Here is a 25,880-nt window from a genome sequence, read left to right as displayed (position 1 = left end):
CCACAGCAACTGTGGATTACCGCCAGAAAACAGCCCTTTTGCTTTGGCTGGCGATCTGTTAGGCGCGGTCGGTGCCCGCCGGCTGACGGGCATTTGCTACTATTACGCCCCTTCGCGCTGGCTGTCGAACCAGCGCCACCGCTGAACCGGAGTAACGATGACCGATCCCATTCGCCTCACCCAATACAGCCACGGCGCCGGTTGTGGTTGCAAGATCGCCCCCAAGACCCTGGAGACCATCCTGGCCGGCAGCGGCGCCCAGCACCTGGATCCGCGGCTGTGGGTGGGCAACGCCTCGCGCGACGATGCGGCGGTCTATGGCCTGGACGAAGAGCGCGGCGTGGTCTCCACCACCGATTTCTTCATGCCCATCGTCGATGATCCCTTCGATTTCGGGCGCATCGCCGCCACCAATGCCATCAGCGACATCTACGCCATGGGCGGCGATCCCCTGCTGGCCATCGCCATCCTCGGCTGGCCGGTCAACGTGCTGCCGCCGGAAGTGGCGCGCGAGGTCATCGCCGGCGGTCGCCGCGTGTGCGACGAAGCCGGCATCCCCCTGGCCGGCGGTCATTCCATCGACGCGCCCGAGCCGATCTTTGGCCTGGCCGTGACCGGGATCGTGGAAAAGCGCCATCTCAAGCGCAACGACACCGCGACCCTGGGCAGCCGCCTTTATCTGACCAAGCCGCTGGGCATCGGCATCCTCACCACCGCCGAGAAGCGGGCCTTGCTGCGCCCCGAGGATCGCCATCTGGCGCGTGACACCATGTGCCAGCTCAATCGTCCCGGTAGCCGTTTCGGCCGCCTGGCCGGCGTCACGGCGATGACCGACGTCACCGGCTTCGGATTGCTCGGCCACCTGGTGGAGATGGCCGACGGCAGTGGCCTCACCGCCGAACTCGACTTCGCCGCCATTCCCCGCCTCGAAGGCGTGGATTTCTATCTGCAGCAGGGCTGCGTGCCTGGCGGGACCGAGCGCAACTTCGACAGCTACGGCAGCCGTATCGCCCCGCTGGACGAAGGCCGCCGCCAGCTGCTGTGCGACCCCCAGACCAGTGGCGGCCTGCTGGTGGCCGTGGCACCCGAGGGTGAGGTGGAATTTCTCGCCGTGGCGGCGGAGCTGGGCCTGGCCCTGCAACCCATAGGGCAGCTGGTGAGCCGGCGCGCCCATGCGGTCGAGGTGGCCTGATGAGCCAGCGTGAGGATGCCCGCGACCTGCGGGCGCTGTTCCTGAGCGATGTCCCCCTGGTCGATGTCCGCGCCCCCGTGGAATTCGCCAAGGGCGCCTTTCCCCAGGCCACCAACCTGCCGCTGATGAATGACCTGGAGCGCCAGCGCGTCGGCACCCGCTACAAGCAGCAGGGTCAGCAGGCGGCGCTGCAACTGGGTCACCAGCTGGTGTCCGGGGCGGTGAAGGAGGCGCGCATCCAGGCCTGGGCCGACTTCGCCCGGGCCTATCCGGAGGGCTACCTCTATTGCTTCCGCGGTGGCTTGCGCTCCCAGATCAGCCAGGAATGGCTGCGCAGCGAAGCCGGCATCGCCTATCCACGGGTGGTGGGTGGCTACAAGGCCATGCGTACCTTTCTCATCGACACGCTGCAGCAGGCCCTGGCCGAGTGCGGCTTCGTGGTGGTGGGGGGCATGACCGGCACCGGCAAGACCGAGGTGGTGGCCCAGCTCGACAACGCCGTCGACCTCGAAGGCCATGCCAATCACCGCGGCTCCAGCTTCGGCAAGCGGGCCACGCCCCAGCCGGGCCAGATCGATTTCGAGAACAGCCTGGCCATCGACCTGCTGCGCCGCCGTCATGGGGGGCAGGCGCAATTCGTGCTGGAAGACGAATCGCGCCTGGTCGGTCGCTGCTCCCTGCCGCTGGAATTGCACCAGGGCATGCAGCAGTACCCGCTGGTCTGGCTGGAAGACAGCCGGGAAAACCGCATCGAGCGCATCCTGCGCGACTATGTCATCGACCTGGCGGCGGAATTCGTGGCCCTGCACGGCCCCGAACAGGGCTTCGGCCTGTTCGCCGAACAGCTGCGCAAGAGTCTCTCCGGCATTGCCAAGCGTCTGGGGGGCGAACGCTTCCAGCGCCTGTCGGCCATTCTCGAGGACGCCCTCGCCGAGCAGGAGCGCTCGGGCGACGTCGCGGCGCATCGCGGCTGGATCGAGGGTCTGCTGGCGGAATACTACGATCCCATGTACGCCTATCAGCGCGAGAGCAAGGCGTCCCGGGTGATCTTCAGCGGCGACCAGGCCGCGGTGGTCGAGTTTCTGCGCAACCGGCGCTGAACAGCGCTTGGGGTTGGCGGTCTACGCTGCGGTTATCCGGCCGTTCCGGCCGGTTGCAGGTGCAAGGAGAAAGAGAGATGAAAGCGAAACTGGTTCCCGTCCTGGCCGCTACGCTGGCTGCCGTGGTGCTTGCCGGCTGTTCGGGCAAGGTGGTCAATCGCGACAGCTGCGCCGCCCAGACCCGTTCCGCCTGGCAGGAACTCGACCTGGCCAAGGCCGAAGGCTTTTCCGGCACGGTGAGCTATTCCAAGGCGCTGGCCTTGCTGTCCACCGCCAAGACGCAGCAGCAGGTCGAGGCCTACACCGGTTGCGTGAAGAACGCCGAAAAGGCGCGCTTCTACATTCGCGAGTCCCGCGCCGGTCGCTGATCGCTCGGCCCCCTGGCCAACGGCCGCCGTCCAAAGCGACGCCGACATAACCGCGCGCGACGGATAGTGGCGGTTTGCTCCGCACCCTCTCAAGAATCGGCTTCTGCAGACGACAGCGTCGGTAGAACTCATTTTGTCGGGGTGCGGTATGAAAGGGATTGCGCGCTATCGCCTGGCCAATTGGCGAACCGCGACCAAGCTGGCGGTGGGCTTCGGGCTGGTGCTGCTGCTGACCCTGGTGGTGGCCCTGCAGGGCGGGCTCGCACTCAAGGATGTCGAGCATAGATTCGGCTCCCTGCGCGACATGGCGGCGATCAACCGGCAGGTGATGCAGGTCCGCGCCCTGGAGCAGGGCTTTCGCCTGAGTGGCGAGACCGCCCAGGCCGAGCACCTGCGGCAGGCCCTGCCGGCAGTGCTCGAGCGGTTGGGACAGCTGGAGGCCGAGGTGGGCAGTGCCAACGCTGTCGACCTCGACGCCGCCCGTGAGGCCATCCAGGCCTATGGCGCTGCCTTCGCCGACTTCGAACGACTCCACACCTCGCGCCGTCTGGCCATGGAGGGGGCCGCCTTTCTGGTAGAGGGCGCGGCCAACAGCCTGGACATCCTCCAGTCCGGTCTGCTGGATGACGGCGCCTATGCCCTCAAGGATTCCGGCGGCAAGCAGGGCGCCGAACTCCTGACCCTGTCGCAGCAGGTCGGCGAACTCTATCGCCTGATGCTCAAGAGTCTTGACGAAGCCCAGGCACGGGCCGGCAAGAGCACGGTGGACGACCAGCCGCTGCCCTCGGCCAGTGCCGCCCTGGAATTGCTGGCCAAGGTCGAGCCGCAACTGAGCGATCCGGCCTATTCCTCGGTCATCCAGGACGTCTCCACCAACATCAAGGAATTCATCCGCCGCCTCGGCGACTATGCCGCCGCCCTGGCCCAGGAGCGGACCGCCGGTGCGCGGATGACCAGCCTGGCGGAGACCGCGGTGCAGCGGGTCGATGCCCTCTATGGGCAACAGGAGACCGAACTGCAGGCGATGATGACCAAGCGCCTGCTGACCATCGGCGGCGTGGCCCTGCTGGCGCTGATCGTCGGCGCCCTGGCTGCGCTGATCATCACCCTGGCCATCGTCCGGCCGCTGCGCAAGGTGATCGCCGCCGCGGAGCGCATCGCCCAGGGCCAGCTGGATGTCGAGTTGACGGTGGATCGGGGCGACGAGATCGGCCAGTTGCAGCGCTCCAGCGCCAGCATGGTGGCGGCGCTGCGCGGTATGGTCCTGCAGCTGCAGAGCGGTATCGGCCGGCTCGGCCAGTCCGCCGCCGCCCTGGCCGAACAGGCCCGCGAGGCGCAGCGGGGCGTGACCCGGCAGCGCGAGGAAACCGATCAGGTGGCCGCGGCCATGGCCGAACTGGCCGCCACGGCCCAGGGGGTCGCCGCAGATGCCGAGGCCGCCGCCGGTGCCGGCGATCAGGCCGAGCGCCAGGTCAGCGATGGCCAGGCGGTGATCGGCCGCAGTCTGGCCGGTATCGAGACCCTGGGGGTGGATGTCCGGTCCGCGGCGGAGCGCCTCGAAGGCGTGTCCCACGACAGCCAGGCGATCAGCAGCGTGCTGGACGTGATCAAGGCGGTGGCCGAGCAGACCAACCTGCTGGCGCTCAACGCGGCCATCGAAGCGGCGCGCGCCGGTGAGCAGGGGCGGGGATTCGCCGTGGTCGCTGACGAAGTCCGGGCCCTGGCGCGGCGTACCCAGCAGTCGAGCGTCGAGATCGAACGGCTCATCGTGGTGTTGCAGAAGGGCAGCGGCGAAGCGGTCGCACGGATGCACCAGAGCGAGACCCTGCTCGTCGACACCCTGGACAGTGCCGGCGATACCCGGCGCGCCTTTGCCGGTATCGCCACGGCGGTGGCCAGCATCCAGCAGAGGAATCAGCAGATCGCCGCGGCGGCCGTGCAGCAGCGCGGGGTGGCCGAAGAGGTGGCGGTCAATGTCACCCGGATTCGCGACGGCGCCGATCAGTCCAGCCAGGCGATGGCGGCCACGGCCTCAGCCAGCCGCGAGCTGGCCGAACTGGGTGACGAGCTCGCGCGCCTGGTGCAGCGCTTCCACGTCTGATCGACTCCGCTACTGGGCGTTGAGCGCCTGGCCAGTGGTGCCCCGGCTGGCCGGACCGAGCAGATAGAGATAGACCGGCAGGATGGCCTCCGCCGCGGGCACCCGGGCCGGGTCCTCTTGGGGATAGGCCGCCGCCCGCATGGCGGTGCGGGTACCGCCCGGGTTGACGCTGTTGACCCGGATGCCGTCCTTGGCCAGCTCCTCGGCCCAGACCTGCATCAGGCCCTCGGTGGCGAACTTGGACACCGAATAGGCGCCCCAGCCGGCCCGACCCTTGCGACCGACACTGCTGGACGTGAAGATCAGCGAGGCCTCACCGGCCGCCCTGAGCAGCGGCAGCAGGGCCTGGGTCAGGGCGAAGCCGGCCTGGACATTGACCTGCAGCACCTGCGCCAGCGCGGCGGCGGGCGTCTCTTCCAGCAGCACCCGCGGCCCGAGCAGGCCGGCGTTGTGTACCAGGCCATCCAGGCGCCCGTGACGTTCTTGCAGCCGCTTCGCCACGGCGGCATAGGCGGTCGCATCGGCCTGTTCGAGATCCAGTACCAGGGTCTCGGCCTGGCCACCGCTGGCCAGGATCTCCTGACACACCTGATCCAGCGCCGCGGCATCGCGACCCTGGAGGATGACGCTGGCGCCCAGGGCGGCGCAGCCCTTGGCCAGGGCGGCGCCGATGCCGCGATTGGCACCGGTGACGAGGATAATGCGGTCCTTGAGCAGCTCGGTCGGAGCCAGGTAGTCGAACATCTGAACCTCTAGCAGCCGCACAGCGCGCGATCGAGCAGGGCGCGCAACTCCAGCGGATGGTCGATGATGGCGTCGGCGCCCCAGTGCTCAGGGCGGTCGTCCGGATGGATGTAGCCGTAGCGCGCTGCCACCGTCTTGCTGCCGGCGGCGCGACCGGATTCGATGTCGCGCAGGTCGTCACCGATGAACAGGGCGGTCTGCGGATCCACGTCCAGTTGCCGGCAGGCCAGCAGCACCATCTCCGGATCCGGCTTGCTGTGCGTGACATGGTCCGGGCAGACCAGGCAGGCCGAGCGCTCGGCCAGGCCCAGGCGCTGCATGATCGGCTCGGCGAAGCGCACCGGCTTGTTGGTCACCACGCCCCAACGCAACCGGGCGGCGTCGAGATCGCGCAGGATCTCGTCCATGCCGTCGAACAGCCGGGTGTGGACCGCGCATTGCGTCTGGTAGCGCTCGAGAAACTCCAGGCGCAGGGGTTCGAGTTCGGCGCCCAGGGGGTCGATCTCGAAGCCGGCCAGGATCATCGCCTTGGCACCACCGGAGATGACCCCGCGCAGGCGGGCCTCATCGGCGGGCGCGAGGCCCCTGTCCTGGCGCATGCCCTGGATGATGGCGATGAAGTCCGGCGCCGTGTCGAGCAGGGTGCCATCCATGTCGAAGAGGACCGCTTGCAGACGCATGGCCTAGTCCTCGCGCTGGGTGCGCACCATGTAGTTCACCGTCACGTCGCCTTCGAGCTTGTATCTCTTGGTCAGCGGGTTGTAGGTGAGGCCGATGACGTCGCGCAGGTTGAGGCCGGCGGCACGGGCCCAGGCACCCAGTTCCGAGGGGCGGATGAACTTGCGGAAATCGTGGGTGCCCCGCGGCAGCAAGCGCAGCACGTATTCGGCACCGACGATGGCGAACAGATAGGCCTTGGGATTGCGGTTGATGGTGGAAAAGAACACCTGGCCGCCCGGCTTGACCAGGTCGTGGCAGGCCTTGATCACCGAGGAGGGATCCGGCACGTGCTCGAGCATCTCCAGGCAGGTCACCACGTCATAGGTGCCGGCGTGCTTGCGCGCGTGGTCCTCGGTGGTCTCCTGGATGTACTCCACCGGCACGCCGGATTCCAGCTGGTGCAGGCGGGCGACGGCCAGGGGCGCCTCGGCCATGTCGATGCCGGTCACCTGGGCACCGCGCTGGGCCATGGCCTCGCTGAGGATGCCGCCACCGCAGCCGACGTCCAGCACCTTCTTGCCGGCCAGGCCCGCGTGCTGGTCGATCCAGTTGACGCGCAGCGGATTGATGTCGTGCAGCGGCTTGAATTCGCTCTCGCGGTCCCACCAGCGGTAGGCGAGGGCCTCGAACTTGGCGATCTCGGCGTTATCGACGTTGGACATGGGGTTCTCCAGAGGCAAGGGAGCGGGGCGCGTCAGGCGCCCTGCTGGATACGGGTGGCCCACTGCTGCGCATTGGCTATGAGTTCGGCCTCGTCCAGGCGCACGAGTTCGCTCTGGCGCAGCAGCGGCACGCCGCCGACCCAGACGTCGCTGACGCGGTCGCGGCCGGTGGCATAGATGAGTTGCGAAACGGGGTCGTAGAGCGGCTGCTGGGCGAGGCCGCTGAGGTCGACGGCGGTCAGGTCGGCGGCCTTGCCGACTTCCAGCGAGCCCAGGCAGCGCTCCAGCCCCAGCGCGCGAGCACCGTTCAGGGTGGCCAGGCGCAGCGCGCGATGGGCATCCAGGGCGGTGGCCGAGCCGGCCACGGCCTTGGCCAGCAGGGCGGCGGTACGGGTCTCGCCGAGCAGATCGAGATCGTTGTTGCTGGCCGCGCCGTCGGTGCCGATGGCGACGTTCACGCCGGCCTGCCAGAGCCGCTCCACCGGGCAGAAGCCGCTGGCCAGCTTGAGATTGGATTCCGGACTGTGGATGACATGGCTGTTGGTCTCGACCAGGTTTTCCAGATCCTCGTCGTCCACCTGGGTCATGTGCACCGCCTGGAAGCGCGGCCCGAGCAGGCCCAGGCGGCGCAGCCGGCTGAGCGGCCGCTCACCGGTCTGCTGCAGCGCCTGCTCCACCTCGAAGGCGGTCTCGTGCACGTGCATCTGGATCGGTGCCTGTAGCTGCTCGGCCAGGACCAGGATCTGCTCGAGCTTGGCGTCGGCCACGGTGTAGGGCGCATGGGGCCCGAAGGCCACGCTGATGCGCTCGTGCAGCTTCATGTCGTCGAACAGTTCCAGGCCGCGGCGGATCATGTCGTCCGCGGTGCGGGCGCCGGGAATGGGGAAGTCGAGGATCGGCAGGCAGACCTGGGCGCGCACCCCGGTGCGATGGATGGCCTCGCAGGCCACCTGGGGATAGAAGTACATGTCCGAGAAGCAGGTGATGCCGCCGCGGATCTGCTCGGCGATGGCCAGGGTGGTGCCGTCACGGACGAAATCCTCGTCGACCCAACGCCCTTCGGCGGGCCAGATGTGATCCTGCAGCCAGGTCTGCAGCGGCAGGTCGTCGGCCATGCCGCGAAACAGGGTCATGGCGGCGTGACCATGGGCGTTGATCAGCCCGGGGATCAGCACCTTGCCCGGCAGCTCCAGGGTCTCCTTGGCCGGCTGGCGCAGGGCCTCGCTACGCGGCGCGAGCAGGGCAATGCAGCCGTCGCGCACGCCCAGGGCGTAATCGCGCAGGACCACTCCGGCAGGCTCCACCGGCACGATCCAGCTGGGGAGCAACAAGAGGTCCAGGGGCGCGGGGGTGGGCATCGGCGGCGGTTCCAAGAGGGGCGAGCCGGCAGTATAGCGGTCCTTGCGGCGCTACCGCTAAATCCGCACGCCGATGCCGGTATACTGGCTGGCTACAGATTCAGGTCGAGGAAAGATCATGCGAGAGCGTCTGCTGGCGGCGGAAAAGATCAAGGCGATCGAATGGCGGGACGGTGCCCTGCACCTGCTCGACCAGCGCCTGTTGCCGCTGCGCGAACACTGGGTCGCCTGTCACAGCGCCGCCGAGGTGGCCCAGGCCATCCGCGACATGTTGGTACGAGGCGCGCCGGCCATCGGCATCAGCGCCGCCTATGGCGTGGTGCTGGGTGCCCGGCAGCGTGCCGCGGCGGGTGAGGACTGGCAAGCCGCCGTCAGTGCCGACTTCGAACTGCTGGCCGCTTCGCGTCCCACCGCCGTCAATCTGTTCTGGGCGCTCAACCGGATGCGCGAGCGCCTGACGCGCATGGCCGGGGAGGGCGCCCTGGCGGCGCTGGAAGCCGAGGCGGTGGCCATCCACCTGAGCGATCGCGAGGCCAACCTGACCATGGCCCAGCTGGGCGTCGAGCTGATCCGCAAGCACGACGCCAGCAAGCAGACCTTCCTTACCCACTGCAACACCGGCGCCCTGGCCACCGGTGGTTTCGGCACCGCCCTGGGCGTCCTGCGCGCCGCGCACCTGGACGGCCTGGTGGAATGCGTCCATGCCGACGAGACCCGCCCCTGGCTGCAGGGCTCGCGCCTGACCGCCTGGGAGCTGGCCGGCGAGGGCATCCCGGTCAGCCTCAACGCCGATGCCGCCGCGGCGCACCTGATGAAGACGCGCAACGTCGCCTGGGTGATCGTCGGCGCCGATCGCATCACCGCCAACGGCGACGTGGCCAACAAGATCGGCACCTACAACCTGGCGGTCATCGCCATGCACCACGGCGTGCGCTTCATGGTGGTGGCGCCCAGCTCCACCATCGACATGAATCTGGCGTCCGGTGACGACATCCCCATCGAGGAGCGCGCCGGTCACGAGTTGCTGGAAGCCGGTGGCCAGCGCATCGCCGCCGAGGTCGAGGCCTTCAATCCGGTGTTCGACGTGACCCCGGCCGATCTCATCGACGCCATCGTCACCGAGCGCGGGGTGGTGGAGCGTCCGGACGCCAAGAAGATGGCCGAGCTGATGAATCGGCGCCGCCTGCATTGAGGTGATCGCCAGGGGCGGATACATCCCTGAATGTGTTAGAATTTCGCTCTTTGCACAGGCTTTGTTCGAAAGCCCTCGGCAGGCGGTGATGCAGTGCTGAAAACCGGCTGGAGCGCCTTCGCGCCGCCGGTGGCAGGCGCCGCCAGACGGGCTTTCGCCTCTCCTATATCAGGCTCGGCCGACATGCGGACGAGCCCTAGCGCTTTTCAGATCAGAAGGAACCAGGCTTCTCATGGGTGAACTGGCCAAAGAAATCCTCCCGGTCAATATCGAAGACGAATTGCGGCAGTCGTATCTCGACTACGCGATGAGCGTCATCGTCGGCCGGGCCCTGCCGGATGTGCGCGACGGCCTCAAGCCGGTGCACCGGCGCGTGCTCTACGCCATGAGCGAGCTGGGCAACGACTGGAACAAGCCGTACAAGAAATCCGCCCGTGTGGTGGGTGACGTCATCGGTAAGTACCACCCCCACGGCGACACCGCCGTCTACGACACCATAGTGCGGATGGCCCAGCCCTTCTCGTTGCGCTACATGCTGGTGGATGGCCAGGGCAACTTCGGTTCGGTCGACGGCGACAACGCCGCGGCCATGCGATACACCGAAGTGCGGATGTCCAAGCTCGCCCACGAACTGCTGGCCGACCTGGACAAGGAAACCGTCGACTGGGTGCCCAACTACGACGGCACCGAGCAGATCCCGGCGGTAATGCCCACGCGCATCCCCAACCTGCTGGTCAACGGTTCCAGCGGCATCGCGGTCGGCATGGCCACCAACATCCCGCCGCACAACCTCGGCGAGGTCATCGATGGCTGCCTGGCGCTGATCGAGAACAGCGAGCTGACCGTCGACGACCTGATGCAGTACATCCCCGGTCCGGACTTCCCGACCGCGGGCATCATCAACGGTCGCGCCGGCATCATCGAGGCCTATCGCACCGGTCGTGGCCGCATCTATGTGCGGGCCCGCGCCGAAGTCGAGGACATCGACAAGAGCGCCAATCGCCAGCAGATCGTCATCACCGAGCTGCCCTACCAGCTCAACAAGGCACGGCTGATCGAGAAGATCGCCGAGCTGGTGAAAGAGAAGAAGATCGAAGGCATCACCGAGCTGCGCGACGAGTCCGACAAGGACGGCATGCGCGTGGTCATCGAGCTGCGTCGCGGCGAGACCCCCGAGGTGGTGCTCAACAACCTCTACGCCCAGACCCAGCTGCAGACGGTGTTCGGCATCAACGTGGTGGCCCTGCTCGACGGCCAGCCGCGAACCCTGAACCTCAAGGAACTGCTGGAAGCCTTCATTCGCCACCGTCGCGAAGTGGTAACCCGGCGCACCGTCTACGAACTGCGCAAGGCGCGCGAGCGTGGCCACATCCTCGAAGGCCAGGCGGTCGCCCTGTCCAACATCGATCCGGTCATCGAGCTGATCAAGAGCTCGCCGACCCCGGCCGAAGCCAAGGAACGCCTGATCGCCACGCCCTGGGAATCCAGCGCGGTACGCGAGATGGTCGAGCGCGCCGGCGCCGACTCCTGCCGTCCGGACGACCTGCCCGAGCAATACGGTCTGCACGAGGGCAGGTATCACCTCTCGCCCGAGCAGGCCCAGGCCATCCTGGATCTGCGTCTGCACCGCCTGACCGGCCTGGAGCACGAGAAGCTCATCGCCGAGTACCAGGAGATCCTGCAGCAGATCGGCGAGCTGATCCGCATCCTCACCAATCCCGAGCGGCTGATGGAAGTCATCCGCGAGGAGCTGGAGAAGGTCAAGGCCGAGTTCGGCGACAAGCGTCGTACCGAAATCATCGCCTCCCAGGTGGACCTGACCATCGCCGACCTCATCACCGAGGAAGACCGCGTCGTCACCATCTCCCATGGCGGCTACGCCAAGTCCCAGCCGCTGCACGCCTACCAGGCCCAGCGCCGGGGCGGCCGCGGCCGCTCGGCCTCGGCGGTCAAGGAAGAGGACTACATCGAACACCTGCTGGTCGCCAACAGCCATACCACCCTGCTGCTGTTCTCCAGCCTGGGCAAGGTCTACTGGAAGCGCACCTACGAGATCCCCGAGGCCTCCCGCGCCGCCCGTGGCCGTCCGCTGGTCAACCTGCTGCCGCTGGCCGAAGGCGAGCGCATCACCGCCATGCTGCCGGTCGATCTGGAAGCCATACGTCAGCAGGCGCCGGCCGGTGACGAGGACCTGGGCGAGCAGGACGACAACCTGGACATCGAAGACGCCGTGCTGGTGGAAGACGATGTCGAAAGCGAAGGCGAAGAGGGCGAACTCCTCGATGCCGACCAGGACGAGCCCACCGGCGCCTACATCTTCATGGCCACCCGCAACGGCACCGTGAAGAAGACCCCGCTGGTGCAGTTCAGCCGTCCGCGCAGCAACGGCCTGATCGCGCTGAAGCTGGAAGAGGGCGACAGCCTGATCGCCGCCGCCATCACCGATGGGGCCCGCGAGGTCATGCTGTTCTCCGACGGTGGCAAGGTCATCCGCTTCAAGGAACGCCATGTGCGCACCATGGGCCGTACCGCCCGCGGCGTGCGGGGCATGCGTCTGGCCGAGAACCAGCGGCTGATCTCCATGCTGATCCCCGAGCCGGGCGCCGAGATCCTCACCGCCAGCCTCAACGGCTTCGGCAAGCGCACCGCCATGGCCGAATACCCGCAGCGTGGTCGTGGCGGCCAGGGCGTGATCGCCATGGTCATCAACGAGCGCAACGGCCCCCTGATCGGCGCCATCCAGGTGCTGGACGGCGAGGAGATCATGCTGATCTCCGACCAGGGCACCCTGGTGCGGACGCCGGTCGAGGGCATCTCCCGTACCGGCCGCAACACCCAGGGCGTCACCCTCATCAAGCTCGGCAAGGGCGAGAAGCTGGTGGGCCTGGAGCGGGTGCAGGAGCCTTCGGTGGACGAAGAGCTGCTGGATCACGAAGCCGAGCTCGACGACGAGGTGCTCGACAAGGAATTGCCGGTCGACAGCCACGAACCCGACCAGGACGATGTGCTGCCCGGTGCCAGCGACGTGCCGAGCGATGATCTGCCCAACGAGGATGACGAGTGATGAGCAAGCGTGCCTACAACTTCTGCGCCGGCCCGGCGGCCCTGCCTGAAGCTGTGCTGCGCCAGGCCCAGGCCGATCTGCTGGATTGGCAGGGCCGTGGCCTGTCGGTGATGGAGATGAGCCACCGCGGTGAAGACTTCACCGCCATCTCGAACCAGGCCGAGGCCGACCTGCGCGAGTTGCTGGCCATCCCCAGCAACTACAAGGTGCTGTTCCTGCAGGGCGGCGCCAGTCTGCAATTCGCCCAGCTGGCGATGAACCTGATGCCCGAGGGCGGCAAGGCCGACTACATCGACACCGGCATCTGGTCGCGCAAGGCCATCGAGCAGGCGCGGCACTATGGCACCGTCAACGTCGCCGCCAGTTCCAAGGGCTACGATTACTTCGCCATTCCGGGGCAGCACGAATGGCAGCTGTCCAAGGACGCCGCCTACGTCCACTACACCCCCAACGAAACCATCGGCGGTCTGGAGTTCGACTGGATTCCGGACGTAGGTGACGTACCCCTGGTGGCGGATGCCTCTTCCGACATCCTCTCGCGCCCGCTGGACGTCTCGCGTTTCGGGCTGATCTACGCCGGCGCGCAGAAGAACATCGGGCCCAGCGGCCTGGTGGTGGTGATCGTCCGCGAAGACCTGCTGGGTCGCGCCCGCGCCGCCTGCCCGACGCTGCTCGACTACAAGGTCGAGGCCGACAACGGCTCCATGTACAACACCCCGGCCACCTTCTCCTGGTACCTGTCGGGCCTGGTGTTCAAGTGGCTGAAGGAGCAGGGCGGTCTGCCCGCCATGGAGCGCCTGAATCGCCAGAAGAAGGAGCTGCTGTACGGCTTCATCGACGCCAGCGACTTCTACAGCAACCCCATCGCCAAGAACGACCGCTCCTGGATGAACGTGCCCTTCCGCCTGGCGGACGAGCGCCTCGACAAGGCCTTCCTCGAGGGCGCCGAAGCGCGCGGCCTGCTGTATCTGCAGGGCCATCGTTCGGTGGGTGGCATGCGCGCCTCCATCTATAACGCCGTGACCCTGGAAGCCGTCCAGGCGCTGGTGACCTATCTGGCCGAATTCGAGAAGGAGCACGGCTGATCATGTCCGAACACGAGCTCAAGGCCCTGCGCCTGCGTATCGACAGTCTGGACGAACGCATCCAGGAGCTGATCAGCGAACGTGCCCGCTGCGCCCAGGACGTGGCCCGGGTCAAGATGGGAACGCTGGCGGAGGGCGAAAAGCCCGTGTTCTACCGGCCCGAGCGCGAGGCCCAGGTGCTCAAGCGGGTGATGGAGCGCAACGGCGGTCCGGTCCGTGACGAAGACATGGCGCGACTGTTCCGCGAGATCATGTCCTGCTGCCTGGCCCTGGAAGAGCCGCTGCACGTGGCCTATCTCGGCCCGGAAGGCACCTTCTCCCAGGCCGCGGCGCTCAAGCACTTCGGCAAGGCCGTGGTGACCCGGCCCATGGCGGCCATTGACGAGGTCTTCCGCGAGGTCGCCGCCGGCGCCTCCAACTTCGGCGTGGTCCCGGTGGAGAACTCCACCGAAGGGGCGGTCAACCACACCCTGGACAGCTTTCTCGAGCACAACCTCTCGATCTGCGGGGAGGTGGAGCTGCGCATCCACCACCACCTGCTGATCGGCGAGAACACCAAGGCCGACAGCATCACCCGCATCTATTCCCACGCCCAGTCGCTGGCCCAGTGCCGCAAGTGGCTGGACTCCTACTACCCCAGCGTCGAGCGGGTGGCGGTGGCCAGCAATGCCGAAGCGGCGCGGCGGGTGAAGGGGGAGTGGAACAGCGCGGCCATCGCCGGCGACATGGCGGCCTCGCTCTATGGCCTGACCCCGGTGCAGCAGAAGATCGAGGATCGCCCGGACAACTCCACGCGCTTCCTCATCATCGGCAACCAGGAGGTGCCGCCCAGCGGCGACGACAAGACCTCCATCATCGTCTCCATGCAGAACAAGCCGGGTGCCCTGCACGAGCTGCTGCTGCCGTTCCACACCAACAACATCGACCTCAGCCGGATCGAGACGCGGCCCTCGCGCAGCGGCAAGTGGACCTATGTCTTCTTCATCGATTTCCTCGGCCACCAGGCCGATCCGCTGATCCGCGACGTGCTGGAGCGCCTGTCCACCAGCGCCGTGGCGCTCAAGGTCCTCGGTTCCTACCCCCGCGCCGTGCTCTGACGCGGTGCCAGCCGGTTGCGGGCGTCAGCGTCGACGCACGCAACCCTGGTCATCGAAGGTCACCAGGCGCGAGCGTTCCTTGCGCTGGCGCGCCTCGTAGTGATAGCGAGTCAGGGCGTCCAGTTGGGAAATCCGCTGCGGCGGTCCCAGGGCGTTCTCCACGTCCGCCCGGCTCATGCCGACCCTGACCTGTCCCCGGATGATCGCCTGCCGCCTTTCGCTGGGGCTGAGTAGATCGCCGCACCCATCCGTTCTGGCTGCCACCACTGTTGGTGGGCGTTGCGCCTCCTTGCGCGGAGGGGCCTTGGGTTTCGCCATCAGCGTGGGCCTGGCGCCGCCCGGGCGGGGATTGTCCGCGCGTTGCAGGCGGCTGTCGCTGTCCGAAGCACAGCCGCTGGTGGAAAAGGTGAGGTGGCCGGCGGCATCTTCGCAACGATAGACCGTGGCCGCCTGGGCAGAGGCGCAGCCCAGCAACAGGCCGAGCACGACGAGCTTCTTCATGGGACGTCCTCCTTGACGTAGCGCTCAAGCTTAGCGGGTTAACGACCGCGGGACGAGCGTTGCAAGCGCGGCTTCGATACCGGCCCAGAGCCCTTGCAAATAGCTGTTTTGAAAACCTTTTGCGTTCGCACCCGTAACCGGTCCGGTGTATCATCCCCGCCGTCAGCCCCGCCGGGGCAGTGGTCATCCCCCCTTATGGACTTACCCAGTCAACACTCAATCGCCTTTTTCGTCCCGTTGTTGAGATAGGGTTCGTCGGTGCGCTCCGCCGGCGGGCCGGAGTGCGCTATGACCGTAGTGAACGAAGCAGAAATCAGAAAGCCCCACGAGACGCTGCAGGAGCGTCTCGCCCAGGTCGTCGAGTTGCTGGAGCGCTACGACCTCGCCGTCGAGGCGCGTGAAGACCACGATCGCGCCCCCGTATCCCCCGCCGATATCCCCGAAGAGGGCCTCGAAGAGCTGCGTGCCCGGCTGGACGAGCTGCACCCGGCCGACGTCGCCTTCATCCTCGAAGCCCTGCCGCAGGAAGACCGCCTGACCGTCTGGGGGCTGGTCAAGACCGAGCGTGACGGCGAGATCCTGCTGGAGGTCTCGGACGCCGTCCGCGAGACGCTGATCGCCGACATGGACGATCAGGAAATCCTTGCGGTGGCCGGTCAGCTCGACGCCGACGAACTCGCCGACCTGGCGCCGGACCTGCCGCGCGACGTCGTCCATGAACTGATGGAGGCCCTCGACGCCCAGCAGCGCGAGCGGGTGCGCTCCGCCCTGTCCTACGAAGAGGACCAGGTGGGCGCGCTGATGGACTTCGAGATGGTGACCATCCGCGATGACGTCGCCCTGGAAGTGGTGCTGCGTTATCTTCGCCGGCTGAAAGAGCTGCCCGACCACACCGACAAGCTGTTCGTGGTCGACAACGACAGCATTCTCAAGGGGGTGCTGCCGATCAAGCGACTGCTGGTCAACGATCCGGAAAAGCTGGTTGTCGAGGTCATGGCGAAGGAGGCGGTGGCCTTCCATCCGGACGGCGACGCCTATGACGCGGCCCAGGCGTTCGAACGCTACGACCTGGTTTCGGCGCCGGTGGTGGACAAGAACGGCAAGCTGATCGGCCGTCTCACCATCGACGAGATGGTCGACCTGATCCGCGAGGAAAGCGAAAGCGAAGTCCTCAACATGGCTGGTCTGCGCGAAGACGAAGACGTCTTCGCCTCGGTGTGGAAATCGGTGGGCAACCGCTGGACCTGGCTGGCCACCAACCTCATCACGGCCTTCATCGCCTCGCGGGTCATCGGCCTGTTCGAGGGCTCGATCGAGAAACTGGTGGCCCTGGCCGCGCTCATGCCCATCGTCGCCGGCATTGGCGGCAACTCGGGCAACCAGGCCATCACCATGATCGTGCGCGCCATGGCGCTGGGGCAGATCAGTGTGACCAGCACCGCGCGCCTGCTGCGCAAGGAGATGGGCGTCGCCCTGTGCAATGGCGTCATCTGGGGTGGGGTGATAGGGCTGGTGGCCTTCTATCTCTACAGCAGCTGGTCCCTGGGCCTGGTGATGATGGGGGCCATGACCCTGAATCTGCTGTTGGCGGCGTTCATGGGCGTGCTGATTCCCATGACCCTGCAGCGCTTCGGTCGCGACCCGGCCATGGGGTCGAGCGTCCTGATCACCGCGGTAACCGACAGCGGCGGCTTCTTCATCTTCTTGGGACTCGCCACCCTGTTCCTGATGTAGGGCAGGGCAGGGTGCAGCGGGCTGCCCAGGCGCAGGGCAGCCCGGACGCCGTCAGGATGCGGCGTCGATGTCGTGGGCGATCAGCGAGATCAGGGCGTTCTGCTGGCGACCCGACAGTTGCCGAAAGCGCTGCAGCAACTCCCGCTCGCTGGCGGTGATCTCCGGACTGTCCAGGCGAAGCCCGGGTTCGTCCCCAAGGGCGCCCTCTTGCTGCAAGCTCTGCTCGAGACGCGCGATGATTTCGGAGTTCATGCTGCGATGATGGTTGCGGGCCACATCCGCGATGCGCTCTCGCATGCCCTCGGGCAGACGCACGACGAATTTGTCAGCGGTACGGCTTGAGTAGGATCTAATGGCCTGGGTCATTGAGGTACTTCATCTGGAGTCAAAAATCAGTGAAGGCATAAGCCCTCGTCTCGTTCCGCTAGCACTCACGGCACCTTGGACTCTGTAACCACCTGTCCCTAGGTATCTGTTTTTATTGACGTCAATTTACCGACGTACAGAACAAATTGCAAAGCTGCCGAAGAACTTCCTGTCTGTGCCGCCCCGCGCGCAGTGTCGCGCTGCCTGAACCGGAACATGACAAACCTTCCGCTGCTCGTTACCATGAGCGCCCTTTCCTGTCCCAGTAGCTCAATTGGATAGAGCATCCCCCTCCTAAGGGGAAGGTTGGTGGTTCGACCCCACTCTGGGACACCAGATTCCTTTCCAGAACCTCTCCTCGCGATCCGACGCCTTCAACTGCCCTTGCCGAACCGTTACAGCAGTTTGGAGGATAGGGCAAAAACGGCGACCTTGTCCGACTTCCAAGCTCTTCCAGTGGCGATTTGTGGCTGTGATCACAGCATAGAGCAGCAGACAAAAACCTGCCGAATTTATCTGTACTCTCCGTTGGCTAACCGTCTGCATTGCTTGTATCTGGAGCGCCTCTGGAGGTTCGCGTCATGGCCTTTTATCCCGTCCTACTTTCAGTCGTGTTCGTTGTGCGTAATCAGGCTACCGAGTTGCAGAGCGTCCTGGAGCGCGCGGCAACTGTTATCGGTCCCTTGGTAAGTGACTACGAACTTATCATTGTCGACAACGCCTCTTCTGATGACAGCGTAGCTCGATTGAAGCAACTCACCAGCATCAATGGCCTGCCCAATCTGCAGGTATATGCCCTGACCAAGGAAGTGGACTCCGATACCGCCGCTTGGGTGGGACTGGAGAATGCGCTGGGAGACTTCGCGGTCGTCATAGATCCGGAAACCGATGACATCGCCTTCTTGCCCGACATGTTGCAACAGGCTGCGGGTGGCATCGACGTGGTGTTCGCCAACAATCAGCAGAAAGTTCGGCAGACCCTGTCCTACAGTCTTTGCTCCAAGGGCTTCAACAGTCTCTACAAGCAGTTCAACGGCGTCGATCTGGCCAAGGATGCGCCTCAGTACCGGATGCTCAGCAAGAAGGTCATCAATTACATCCTGCGCCATCCGGCGCCGGCGCTGACCTATCGCCATCTGCCGGCGACGGCGGGCTTCTCGCGGATCAATCTCGAATACAGCATGCCGCCGCGCAGCACCAAGCCCAAGCGGTTGTCCGGCAGCTTCGATCGCGGTGCCCGGCTGCTGGTGTCCTCCACCCGCAAGCCCATGCGCATGGTCAGTTTCCTGTCCATCGTCGGGGCCCTGTCCAATCTGCTCTATTCGATCTACGTCATCGCCATCGGCCTGTTCAAGGATGACGTCGCGCCAGGTTGGGTGACGATTTCATTACAGCAGTCCGGCATGTTCTTTCTCATTTCGCTGGTCCTGCTGGTGCTCGGCGAATATGTCCTGCAGTTGACCCACAGAGTCAACGAAGGGCCGCTCTATCATGTCGCCCAGGAGTTCACGAGTGCGGTCATGACGCGCCGTGACAAGCTCAATGTCGAAGTAGTGCAGGGCGGCAATGCCGCAAGGCCGGCCACTCAATCCGGCATGGCCTGACGATCATGAGAGATGCGATTGTCATAGGTGGCGGATTTTACGGGGCCATGACGGCCCTGTATCTCATGCGCGTGAGAGGCTTTGCGAAAGTCACTCTGGTCGAGCGGGAAGACGGGCTGTTGAAGCGCGCCTCTTATCACAATCAGGCACGCGTCCATAACGGTTATCACTATCCCCGCAGTTTCGTCACGGCCTTTCGCAGTCGAGTCAACTTGCCGCGCTTCTTGCGCGACTATCCCGATGTGGTGGTGCGCGACTTCACCAAGTTGTATGCCATTGCCCGCAACAACTCCAAGGTCACGGCCAAACAGTTCGAACGCTTCTGTCAGGGGATCGAGGCATCGCTGCAACCGGCGTCGGAGGAATTAAGTCGATTGTTCGACGATCGACTGATCGAGGCGGTTTATCTCACCGAGGAATATGCCTTCAACTCCGCCGTACTCGCCGCTGAAGTGAGTCGCGAACTGGATGCCGTCGGCGTCAAGTTGCGCTTCAAGAGTCGCGTGACGGCGATCCGCGGCGAAAGCGGCGGCCTGGGGGTCGACGTGGTGGATGAAGCCGGCGGGCAGGAGGAGATGCAGTGCCGCTATCTCTTCAACTGCACCTACAGCGGCCTCAACCAGTACGGTGGCGATTTCCCCGGCACCGCCACCCGGCTGCGCCACGAAATCACCGAGATGGCGCTGGTGGAGATGCCTCCGGAACTGCGCAACCTCGGGGTGACGGTCATGGACGGGCCGTTCTTTTCCATGATGCCGTTCCCGGCCCGGGGTCTGCACACCCTGTCCCATGTGCGCTACACCCCGCACCTGAACTGGGAAGACGCCAATGGCACCGATCCCTATGCGCTGCTGGACGGCTATGACCGCGCCTCGCGGGCGGACTGGATGGTGCGTGACGTGGCCCGCTACATGTCGGCTGCGGCGCGGGTGGAGTACCGGGATTCGCTGTTCGAGGTGAAGACCATTCTGATGAAGAACGAAGGCGACGACGGCCGTCCCATCCTCTTCGAACAACATCCCCAGCTGCCCGGCTGCTATTCGATGCTGGGCGGCAAGATCGACAACATTTTCGATGCCCTGGAGCGCCTCGATGCCGAACCCTTCCACTGAAGCGACACCCAGGGGGGTGTCCGGCGTCGCCGGCTTCATCAGCGTTCTGGTCTTTTCCATCATCAATTTCTTTCTGTTCGGCAAGGGCGTCATCCTCGACCCCTTTCACCAGGGGGAGTATTTCGCCACGCTGCCGACGCTGCTGCACAGCCAGCCGGGTGCCCATGCCTTCACCATCCATGGTGGCCTGGATTTCATCCCGGTATGGCTGGCGGAGACCTGGTTCGGCGCCCAGCACACCTTCCTGGTGACCCAGATCCTCTATGGGCTGTGCAACACCGGTGCGGCGCTGCTGCTCTGGGGAACGGCCGTGTTGCTGTGCCCGGTGCCCAAGGGCCGCGCGCGCCTGATCCTGCTGGTCGCCGTGGGCGCCGTGGCGACCCAGGTGGTGGGCTATCGCGATCTCTTCCTGCTGCTGTCGCTGTTCCTCTTCTGCCTGCATCGCAAGGTGGAGACCACGCCGCGGCGACTGCTGTGCGAGGTGTTGCTGGGTCTGGCGGCCGGCTTCAACCTGTTCTGGTCCTATGACCGCGGCATCGCCGGGGTGCTGGCCATCGGCTCGGCGGTACTGCTCACGCTGCTCCTGCAGCGGCGGCATGTCCTGTCGCTGCTGAGCTTCGTGGCGACCGTCGGCTGGCTTGGCTTTGGTACCGATTTCTTCGCCCTGACCGATTACGTCAAGAACCTGACCTTCCTCCTGGAGACCTCGTCCCAGTGGGGCTACGGCTTGAGTGCCCGGCCGCTGGCCCTGAGCCTGCTGCTGGCGGTGCCCACGGCCCTGGCGGGTTTCGCCTTGATCCGCTGTCTGCCCTGGCCATGGCGCTGGAGCGAGGATCTGCCACTGATCGGTGCCCTGGCCGTGTTGCTCGCGATCTTCTTCAAGATCGGGGTCAATCGCGCGGACTTCCAGCACATCCAGATGGGCTTTTGGGTCCCGCTGCTGAGCTTGCTCTATGCCGCCCGGCGGCAGCGCCTCGCGCGCAACGGTGGCTGGGATATCTCGGCCCATCCGCGCGCGGCTGCTGCGGGCATTGCCGCCGCCGTGCTGCTGGGGCTGGTCGGACTTAATCCCTCGCCGTTCTTCGCGGTGCTGCTGGTGGGTGCGCTGCTGGCCTTCAGCCGACGCCTGCTGGTGCCGGCCCTGGCAGGGCTACTGGTGCTGCTCGCCGCCTTCAACCTCTACAAGTCGCCGGTGGAGCGGGTGTGGGCTCAGGGACTCGCCTGGGTACCGGCGCTGACCGCCTTGCCGGATGACGCCGCCCTGGCAACGCCCGGGGTGCAATGGGCATCGCGCCGCCTGCTGGAAAGCGGCGCCCACTGCGTCTTCGATCTGGCCAACAACGGCGTCATCAATGGCGTGACCGATCTGCCGGCCTGTACCAAGTACATCTATCCGGTCTATGCCACGCCGCCCTACGAGGCCGATCTGCTCAGCGATCTGCAGCATGCCGATCCGCCGGCGGTGGTGTATTCGACGACCTTCTGGTCATTCAACCTGAACAACATTTCCATGCACGACAAGTTTCCACGACTCAAGGCCTACCTGGACGAGCGTTATCCCGTCGAGGAGTGCCAACCGGACTATTGCCTGAGATTCAAGACCAAGGGGTGAGCAACATGAAGACCGACGCATTGATAGGGTACAGCGGCTTCGTGGGGTCGACGCTGCTCAAGCAGAAGGCCTTCGGCGCGCTGTTTCGCTCCACCAATATCGATCAGATCGGCGACCAGCCCTATGGCCAGGTCATCTGCGCCGGCGCCCCTGCCCAGAAGTGGATCGCCAATCGCGATCCCGAGGCCGATCGCCAGAAGATCGATGGCCTGATCGGTCATCTGTCGCGGATCCAGTGCGATTCCTTCGTGCTGATCAGCACCGTGGACGTCTTCAAGCAGCCGCTCGGGGTGGATGAGACCACCGCGGTGGACGAAGAGGGCCTGCACGCCTACGGCGCCAATCGCTATCGACTGGAGCAGTTCGTCCGGGAGCATTTCGCCAATGCCCTGATCGTCCGCCTGCCGGGCCTGGTCGGGCCTGGCCTGCGCAAGAACGTGATCTACGACCTGCTCAACGACAACAACCTGCACGCGGTGGAAAGCCGTGGTGTCTTCCAGTTCTATCCGATGGTCAATCTCGGCTATGACATCCAGACCGCCCAGGCCGCCGGGCTGGACCTGGTGCACCTGACCGCCGAGCCCATCAGCGTGGCAGACATCGCCCGCCAGGGCTTCGGACGCGACTTCGGCAATACCCTGGAGGGTACGCCGGCGCGCTACGATTTTCGCAGCGTGCATGCCGAGGTCTTCGGCGGCCGTGACGGCTACCAGTACAGCGCCCGCGATACCCTGCTGGCCGTGCGCGCCTATGCCCAGTCGGAACCTCCGGTCATCAAGGCGGAGGGTCAGTGATGCGCATCGCCATCTCCAATATAGCTTGGGATCCGACCGATGACGCCATGGTCGCCGAGATCCTGCAGCAATACCGGGTCGATGCCATCGACATCGCGCCCGGCAAGTACTTCGCCGATCCCAAGACGGCCACCGCCCAGGACATCCAGGCAGTGCGTCAGCAGTGGCAGGCCCGTGGCATCGAGATCACCGGCATGCAGGCCCTGCTGTTCGGCACCACCGGACTCAATGTCTTTGGCGCCGATGACATCCAGCGTGCGCTGCTGGCGCAGCTGGAGGGCGTCTGCCGGGTCGCCGAGGGACTGGGTGCGACGCGCCTGGTGTTCGGCTCGCCGCGCAATCGCGATCGCTCGGGATTGAGTGACGACCAGGCCCTGGCACAGGCACGGGATTTCTTTCGCCGTCTGGGCGATGTGGCCGCGACCCATGGCGTGCAGATCTGTCTGGAGCCGAATCCGCCCCGCTATGGAGCTAACTTCATGATCGACAGCGATTCCACCGCCGCCGTGGTGCGGGCGGTCGAGCATCCGGCGATCCGCATGCAACTCGATACCGGCGCCCTGACCATCAACGAGGAAGATGCCGCTCGCGTGCTCGAAGAGCATGCGGAGCTGATCGGTCACGTCCATGCCAGCGAGCCGGACCTGGTGACCTTGGGGGAGGGCGGTACCAACCACGAGGGCATCGCCTTCGCCCTGACCCGCCGCCTGCCGGAACAGGTCGTCAGCATCGAGATGCTGCCGGCCAAGCAGGGCTCCAACCTGGCCGCGCTGGAGCGTGGCGTCCAGGTCGCGGTCAAGGCCTATCGAGACCTGCCGGAGGCTGCCGCATGAAGTGGCTGATCCTGATCCTGGGCATCGCGTCCAACGCCTCGGCCAGCGTGCTGGTGAAACTGGCCATGCTGCCGCCGCGGCGTTTTCCCAGCCTGAGCGATCCCATGGGCGCCCTGGCCAACTGGCCGTTCTGGCTGGGGCTGTTCATGTATGGCCTGGCCTTTCTGCTGTACGCCGCCGCCCTCGCCAAGCTGCCACTGAACGTGGCGCATCCGGTGCTGACGGCCGGGGCCATCGCCAGCGTCGCACTGCTGTCGGTGGTGATCTTTCGCGAAGCCTTTCCCTGGACCACGGCGGCAGGCATCGTCCTGATCATCGCCGGCGTCGCCCTCATCACGGCCCGTGTCGGTTGAACTTGGAGGACCTATGACTACTGCAATTCCCGCGACCGAGCGCGCCCTCTGGCAGGTGCCCAGCTATTCGACGACCTTCTGGAACGGCCGTAGCCGCCCGCACTGCGTGGTGATTCCGGTCATCAACGAAGGCGAGCGCATTCTCAATCTCCTGCGGCGCATGGCGGCGGTCAGGATCGCCGACATCGCCGATGTCATCATCGTCGACGGCGGCAGCACCGATGGCTCGCTGGAGCCGCAACGGCTGCAGGAACTGGGCGTCCGCGGGCTGCTGGTCAAGACCGCGCCGGGCAAGCTGAGCGCCCAGCTGCGCTGCGCCTATGCCTTCGTCCTCGACGAGGGTTACACCGGCATCGTGACCATCGACGGCAACGACAAGGACGATCCGGACGCCATCCCGCGCTTCATCGAAGCCATCGAGCAGGGTTACGATTTCGTCCAGGCCTCGCGCTTTCTGGCCGGCGGCGTGGCGGAGAACACCCCCAAGTCCCGTGACTTCGCCATTCGCTTCATCCATGCACCCATGCTGAGCCTGGCCTCGGGTTTCCACTGGACCGACACCACCCAGGGTTTCCGCGCCTACAGCCGGGCCATGCTGCTGGATCCGCGCGTGGCACCGTTCCGCGACGAGTTCACCACCTACGAGTTGCTGGCCTATCTGTCTTACCGGGTACCGAAATTGGGCTATCGCTGCGTGGAACTCCCCACCGTGCGGCGCTATCCGAAGGGCGAGGTACCCACCAAGATCAGCAGCGTCAGAGGTAATCTGTCGGTGTTGCAGGTACTGATGAAGGCCTGTGCAGGCTACTACAACCCACGCCTGGGCGAGGATGCCCAGTTGGCAGCGCAACGACGAAGCTGATCCCGTCGCGCTCGCCTGATGCGCAAGAGACGATGGAGTAGGCAATGGTGCGTGTGCTGTCGGCGTTTCGCGGGCTCTATTTCGCGACGCTGTTGATGTTGATCGGGACCGGTCTGCTGAGTACCTATCTCGGCCTGCGACTGGCCGCCGATCAGGTGCAGGGACTCTGGGTCGGCGCTCTGACCGCAGCCTATTACGCGGGACTGGTGATAGGCGGCAAGCTGGGGCATCGGCTGATCGCCAAGGTTGGCCATATCCGCGCCTATGTGACCTGCGCCGGAGTGGTCGGCGCCGCAGTGCTGGGCATCGGCCTCCTGCCCTGGTTGCCGGTGTGGCTGGCGCTCAGGGTACTGATCGGCATGGGGATGATGTGCCAGTACATGGTGCTGGAAAGCTGGCTCAACGAGCAGGCTGGCCCTGGCGAGCGGGGCAAGGTGTTTTCCGGCTACATGACCGCCTCCTACCTTGGCCTGGCGCTGGGGCAGGTGGTGCTGGTGCTCTCGCCCGATCTCGGCGTCGACAAGCTGATGCTGGTCGCCATCTGCTATGCCCTGTGCCTGGTGCCAGTAGCTGTCACCGGCAAGATCCACCCGGCGCCGCTCAAGCCGGCGCCGCTGGAGCCCACGTTCTTCATCCAGCGGATTCCGCAGTCGTTGACGACGACCCTGGTCGCTGGACTGGTGATCGGCTCCTTCTATGGCCTGGCGCCGCTCTATGCCAGCGCCCAGGGCCTGCCCACCGAGCGCATCGGCCTGTTCATGGCCTGCTGCATCTTCGCCGGTCTGATCGCCCAGTGGCCGATCGGCTGGCTTTCGGATCGGCACGATCGCAGCTGGCTGATCCGCGTGGTCGCCATCGCCCTGACTCTCGCCGCCCTGCCGTTGGCCGTGCTGCCCCATGTGCCGCCAGTGGTGCTGCTACCCCTCGGCCTCATCGCCAGCCTGCTGCAGTTCGTGCTGTATCCGCTGGCGGTGGCGCTGTCCAATGACCATATCGAAGGGGAGCGCCGGGTCTCCTTGAGTGCCATGCTGCTGGTGACCTTTGGCATCGGTGCCTGTATCGGTCCGCTGGTGGTGGGGGCGCTGATGAATCTGGTCGGACCCAATATGCTCTATGCCTTCGTCGTCCTCTGCGGGGCGATCCTGATCTGGCGCATCCGGCCGGATGCAGTCACCGGCAAGCACCTGGTCGACGAGGCGCCGCTGAGCCATGTGCAGATGCCCGAAGGGTCGACCAGTTCGCCGCTGGCGGCCGCGCTGGATCCACGGGTCGATAGCCAGGTGGTACACGACCAGATGCATACTGAACCGGTCGTGGAGGAGGAACCCGCCGAGGAGGGGGCACCTCTGCAGGAAGAGATCGAGTTTCCCCAGAATCCGCCTGAATCCAAGGCGACCTGAGAGTTGGAGGAGGGCGCCCAGCAGCC

General features: G+C 65.7%; 23 protein-coding genes and 1 tRNA gene. 18 read left to right on the top strand and 6 right to left on the bottom strand.

Annotated elements, in window-relative coordinates; genetic code table 11:
• The first annotated feature begins 157 nt into the window (after window positions 1-157).
• The 4 genes from selD (at window position 158) to DBY63_RS02675 (ending at window position 4,761) form a co-directional block, all read left to right on the top strand.
• Complete coding sequence (gene selD / locus DBY63_RS02690) at window positions 158-1,192, top strand: selenide, water dikinase SelD (protein WP_108581202.1); 1,035 nt, start codon at window positions 158-160, stop codon at window positions 1,190-1,192.
• Window positions 1,192-2,292 (top strand): tRNA 2-selenouridine(34) synthase MnmH, encoded by a 1,101-nt coding sequence (gene mnmH / locus DBY63_RS02685; protein WP_108581201.1) that lies wholly within the window; start codon window positions 1,192-1,194, stop codon window positions 2,290-2,292. The genes selD and mnmH overlap by 1 nt, the downstream gene beginning before the upstream one ends.
• Before the next feature lie 77 nt (window positions 2,293-2,369).
• A complete protein-coding gene (locus tag DBY63_RS02680; RefSeq protein WP_007160474.1) occupies window positions 2,370-2,660 on the top strand; it encodes a hypothetical protein in 291 nt (96 codons plus the stop codon).
• Between the two features lie 148 nt (window positions 2,661-2,808).
• The gene (locus tag DBY63_RS02675) at window positions 2,809-4,761 is read left to right on the top strand and encodes a methyl-accepting chemotaxis protein (RefSeq protein WP_108581200.1); all 1,953 of its coding nucleotides are present in this window, start codon (window positions 2,809-2,811) and stop codon (window positions 4,759-4,761) included.
• Window positions 4,762-4,770: 9 nt separating this feature from the next.
• Here DBY63_RS02675 and DBY63_RS02670 read toward each other — a convergent pair whose 3' ends face one another.
• From DBY63_RS02670 to DBY63_RS02655, 4 genes are read right to left on the bottom strand one after another with little or no spacing between them, the layout of a single operon-like run.
• Window positions 4,771-5,505: a YciK family oxidoreductase gene (locus DBY63_RS02670; protein WP_108581199.1), complete on the bottom strand. Its 735-nt coding sequence runs from the start codon at window positions 5,503-5,505 to the stop codon at window positions 4,771-4,773.
• 8 nt (window positions 5,506-5,513) lie between these two features.
• Window positions 5,514-6,185: an N-acetylmuramic acid 6-phosphate phosphatase MupP gene (gene mupP, locus DBY63_RS02665; protein WP_027598053.1), complete on the bottom strand. Its 672-nt coding sequence runs from the start codon at window positions 6,183-6,185 to the stop codon at window positions 5,514-5,516.
• 3 nt (window positions 6,186-6,188) lie between these two features.
• Window positions 6,189-6,887, bottom strand: a complete 699-nt coding sequence (gene ubiG / locus DBY63_RS02660; protein ID WP_007160470.1) for a bifunctional 2-polyprenyl-6-hydroxyphenol methylase/3-demethylubiquinol 3-O-methyltransferase UbiG — start codon at window positions 6,885-6,887, stop codon at window positions 6,189-6,191.
• A gap of 32 nt (window positions 6,888-6,919) precedes the next feature.
• Window positions 6,920-8,245 carry a TRZ/ATZ family hydrolase gene (locus DBY63_RS02655; RefSeq protein ID WP_007160469.1) on the bottom strand — a complete coding sequence of 442 codons (1,326 nt, stop codon included), beginning with the start codon at window positions 8,243-8,245 and terminating at the stop codon, window positions 6,920-6,922.
• Window positions 8,246-8,363: 118 nt separating this feature from the next.
• Here DBY63_RS02655 and mtnA point away from each other — a divergent pair, with 118 nt between their 5' ends.
• The 4 genes from mtnA (at window position 8,364) to pheA (ending at window position 14,683) form a co-directional block, all read left to right on the top strand.
• Complete coding sequence (gene mtnA / locus DBY63_RS02650) at window positions 8,364-9,437, top strand: S-methyl-5-thioribose-1-phosphate isomerase (protein ID WP_108581198.1); 1,074 nt, start codon at window positions 8,364-8,366, stop codon at window positions 9,435-9,437.
• A 232-nt stretch (window positions 9,438-9,669) separates the two neighbouring features.
• Entirely contained in the window at window positions 9,670-12,501 is a 2,832-nt protein-coding gene (gene gyrA / locus DBY63_RS02645) for a DNA gyrase subunit A (protein ID WP_108581197.1), read from the top strand.
• On the top strand, window positions 12,501-13,586 hold the full coding sequence (gene serC, locus DBY63_RS02640) for a 3-phosphoserine/phosphohydroxythreonine transaminase (RefSeq protein WP_007160466.1): 1,086 nt from the start codon (window positions 12,501-12,503) through the stop codon (window positions 13,584-13,586). The genes gyrA and serC overlap by 1 nt, the downstream gene beginning before the upstream one ends.
• On the top strand, window positions 13,586-14,683 hold the full coding sequence (gene pheA / locus DBY63_RS02635; RefSeq protein ID WP_169853341.1) for a prephenate dehydratase: 1,098 nt from the start codon (window positions 13,586-13,588) through the stop codon (window positions 14,681-14,683). The genes serC and pheA overlap by 1 nt, the downstream gene beginning before the upstream one ends.
• Window positions 14,684-14,707: 24 nt before the next feature.
• Here the strand turns inward: pheA and DBY63_RS02630 are convergent, their stop codons facing one another.
• Window positions 14,708-15,184, bottom strand: a complete 477-nt coding sequence (locus DBY63_RS02630) for a DUF4124 domain-containing protein (RefSeq protein ID WP_027601632.1) — start codon at window positions 15,182-15,184, stop codon at window positions 14,708-14,710.
• Window positions 15,185-15,481: 297 nt separating this feature from the next.
• On the opposite strand from DBY63_RS02630, the gene mgtE reads away from it, so the two are divergent.
• Window positions 15,482-16,918 (top strand): magnesium transporter, encoded by a 1,437-nt coding sequence (mgtE, locus tag DBY63_RS02625; protein ID WP_027598049.1) that lies wholly within the window; start codon window positions 15,482-15,484, stop codon window positions 16,916-16,918.
• 51 nt (window positions 16,919-16,969) lie between these two features.
• Here the strand turns inward: mgtE and DBY63_RS02620 are convergent, their stop codons facing one another.
• Window positions 16,970-17,284, bottom strand: a complete 315-nt coding sequence (locus DBY63_RS02620) for an Arc family DNA-binding protein (protein ID WP_007160462.1) — start codon at window positions 17,282-17,284, stop codon at window positions 16,970-16,972.
• 259 nt (window positions 17,285-17,543) lie between these two features.
• Between DBY63_RS02620 and DBY63_RS02615 the strand changes: the two genes are divergently transcribed.
• From DBY63_RS02615 to DBY63_RS02575, 9 genes are all read left to right on the top strand, one after another.
• Window positions 17,544-17,620, top strand: a tRNA-Arg gene (locus DBY63_RS02615).
• A gap of 245 nt (window positions 17,621-17,865) precedes the next feature.
• Window positions 17,866-18,888 carry a glycosyltransferase gene (locus DBY63_RS02610; RefSeq protein ID WP_027598048.1) on the top strand — a complete coding sequence of 341 codons (1,023 nt, stop codon included), beginning with the start codon at window positions 17,866-17,868 and terminating at the stop codon, window positions 18,886-18,888.
• Window positions 18,889-18,893: 5 nt separating this feature from the next.
• Entirely contained in the window at window positions 18,894-20,000 is a 1,107-nt protein-coding gene (locus tag DBY63_RS02605; protein ID WP_108581196.1) for an FAD-dependent oxidoreductase, read from the top strand.
• A complete protein-coding gene (locus DBY63_RS02600) occupies window positions 19,981-21,612 on the top strand; it encodes a hypothetical protein (RefSeq protein ID WP_256594336.1) in 1,632 nt (543 codons plus the stop codon). The genes DBY63_RS02605 and DBY63_RS02600 overlap by 20 nt, the downstream gene beginning before the upstream one ends.
• 5 nt (window positions 21,613-21,617) lie before the next feature.
• On the top strand, window positions 21,618-22,406 hold the full coding sequence (locus tag DBY63_RS02595) for an NAD(P)-dependent oxidoreductase (RefSeq protein ID WP_037007070.1): 789 nt from the start codon (window positions 21,618-21,620) through the stop codon (window positions 22,404-22,406).
• Window positions 22,406-23,239 carry a sugar phosphate isomerase/epimerase family protein gene (locus DBY63_RS02590; protein ID WP_108581194.1) on the top strand — a complete coding sequence of 278 codons (834 nt, stop codon included), beginning with the start codon at window positions 22,406-22,408 and terminating at the stop codon, window positions 23,237-23,239. The genes DBY63_RS02595 and DBY63_RS02590 overlap by 1 nt, the downstream gene beginning before the upstream one ends.
• Window positions 23,236-23,592: an SMR family transporter gene (locus tag DBY63_RS02585; protein WP_007160456.1), complete on the top strand. Its 357-nt coding sequence runs from the start codon at window positions 23,236-23,238 to the stop codon at window positions 23,590-23,592. Before DBY63_RS02590 ends, DBY63_RS02585 begins: the two co-directional genes overlap by 4 nt.
• Before the next feature lie 13 nt (window positions 23,593-23,605).
• A complete protein-coding gene (locus DBY63_RS02580; protein WP_108581193.1) occupies window positions 23,606-24,454 on the top strand; it encodes a glycosyltransferase family 2 protein in 849 nt (282 codons plus the stop codon).
• A 44-nt stretch (window positions 24,455-24,498) separates the two neighbouring features.
• Window positions 24,499-25,854 (top strand): MFS transporter, encoded by a 1,356-nt coding sequence (locus DBY63_RS02575; RefSeq protein ID WP_027601636.1) that lies wholly within the window; start codon window positions 24,499-24,501, stop codon window positions 25,852-25,854.
• The last annotated feature ends 26 nt before the right edge of the window (window positions 25,855-25,880 follow it).

This window comes from Pseudomonas sp. RIT411 (assembly GCF_003057735.2).
Lineage (GTDB): Bacteria > Pseudomonadota > Gammaproteobacteria > Pseudomonadales > Pseudomonadaceae > Chryseomonas > Chryseomonas oryzihabitans.
Note: the sequence above shows the minus strand (reverse complement) of the source record. Positions and strands in the feature narration are given on the sequence as shown.

What these genes read in the sequence shown, in the direction of transcription:
- DBY63_RS02655 (WP_007160469.1), bottom strand. Translation starts at nt 8,245, where the DNA reads ATGCCCACCCCCGCGCCCCTGGACCTCTTGTTGCTCCCCAGCTGGATC.
- mtnA (WP_108581198.1), top strand. Translation starts at nt 8,364, where the DNA reads ATGCGAGAGCGTCTGCTGGCGGCGGAAAAGATCAAGGCGATCGAATGG.
- DBY63_RS02605 (WP_108581196.1), top strand. Translation starts at nt 18,894, where the DNA reads ATGAGAGATGCGATTGTCATAGGTGGCGGATTTTACGGGGCCATGACG.
- DBY63_RS02590 (WP_108581194.1), top strand. Translation starts at nt 22,406, where the DNA reads ATGCGCATCGCCATCTCCAATATAGCTTGGGATCCGACCGATGACGCC.
- ubiG (WP_007160470.1), bottom strand. Translation starts at nt 6,887, where the DNA reads ATGTCCAACGTCGATAACGCCGAGATCGCCAAGTTCGAGGCCCTCGCC.
- selD (WP_108581202.1), top strand. Translation starts at nt 158, where the DNA reads ATGACCGATCCCATTCGCCTCACCCAATACAGCCACGGCGCCGGTTGT.
- DBY63_RS02600 (WP_256594336.1), top strand. Translation starts at nt 19,981, where the DNA reads ATGCCGAACCCTTCCACTGAAGCGACACCCAGGGGGGTGTCCGGCGTC.
- DBY63_RS02610 (WP_027598048.1), top strand. Translation starts at nt 17,866, where the DNA reads ATGGCCTTTTATCCCGTCCTACTTTCAGTCGTGTTCGTTGTGCGTAAT.
- DBY63_RS02595 (WP_037007070.1), top strand. Translation starts at nt 21,618, where the DNA reads ATGAAGACCGACGCATTGATAGGGTACAGCGGCTTCGTGGGGTCGACG.
- DBY63_RS02585 (WP_007160456.1), top strand. Translation starts at nt 23,236, where the DNA reads ATGAAGTGGCTGATCCTGATCCTGGGCATCGCGTCCAACGCCTCGGCC.
- DBY63_RS02670 (WP_108581199.1), bottom strand. Translation starts at nt 5,505, where the DNA reads ATGTTCGACTACCTGGCTCCGACCGAGCTGCTCAAGGACCGCATTATC.
- DBY63_RS02630 (WP_027601632.1), bottom strand. Translation starts at nt 15,184, where the DNA reads ATGAAGAAGCTCGTCGTGCTCGGCCTGTTGCTGGGCTGCGCCTCTGCC.
- serC (WP_007160466.1), top strand. Translation starts at nt 12,501, where the DNA reads ATGAGCAAGCGTGCCTACAACTTCTGCGCCGGCCCGGCGGCCCTGCCT.
- gyrA (WP_108581197.1), top strand. Translation starts at nt 9,670, where the DNA reads ATGGGTGAACTGGCCAAAGAAATCCTCCCGGTCAATATCGAAGACGAA.
- DBY63_RS02580 (WP_108581193.1), top strand. Translation starts at nt 23,606, where the DNA reads ATGACTACTGCAATTCCCGCGACCGAGCGCGCCCTCTGGCAGGTGCCC.
- DBY63_RS02675 (WP_108581200.1), top strand. Translation starts at nt 2,809, where the DNA reads ATGAAAGGGATTGCGCGCTATCGCCTGGCCAATTGGCGAACCGCGACC.
- DBY63_RS02680 (WP_007160474.1), top strand. Translation starts at nt 2,370, where the DNA reads ATGAAAGCGAAACTGGTTCCCGTCCTGGCCGCTACGCTGGCTGCCGTG.
- DBY63_RS02620 (WP_007160462.1), bottom strand. Translation starts at nt 17,284, where the DNA reads ATGACCCAGGCCATTAGATCCTACTCAAGCCGTACCGCTGACAAATTC.
- DBY63_RS02575 (WP_027601636.1), top strand. Translation starts at nt 24,499, where the DNA reads ATGGTGCGTGTGCTGTCGGCGTTTCGCGGGCTCTATTTCGCGACGCTG.
- mnmH (WP_108581201.1), top strand. Translation starts at nt 1,192, where the DNA reads ATGAGCCAGCGTGAGGATGCCCGCGACCTGCGGGCGCTGTTCCTGAGC.
- mupP (WP_027598053.1), bottom strand. Translation starts at nt 6,185, where the DNA reads ATGCGTCTGCAAGCGGTCCTCTTCGACATGGATGGCACCCTGCTCGAC.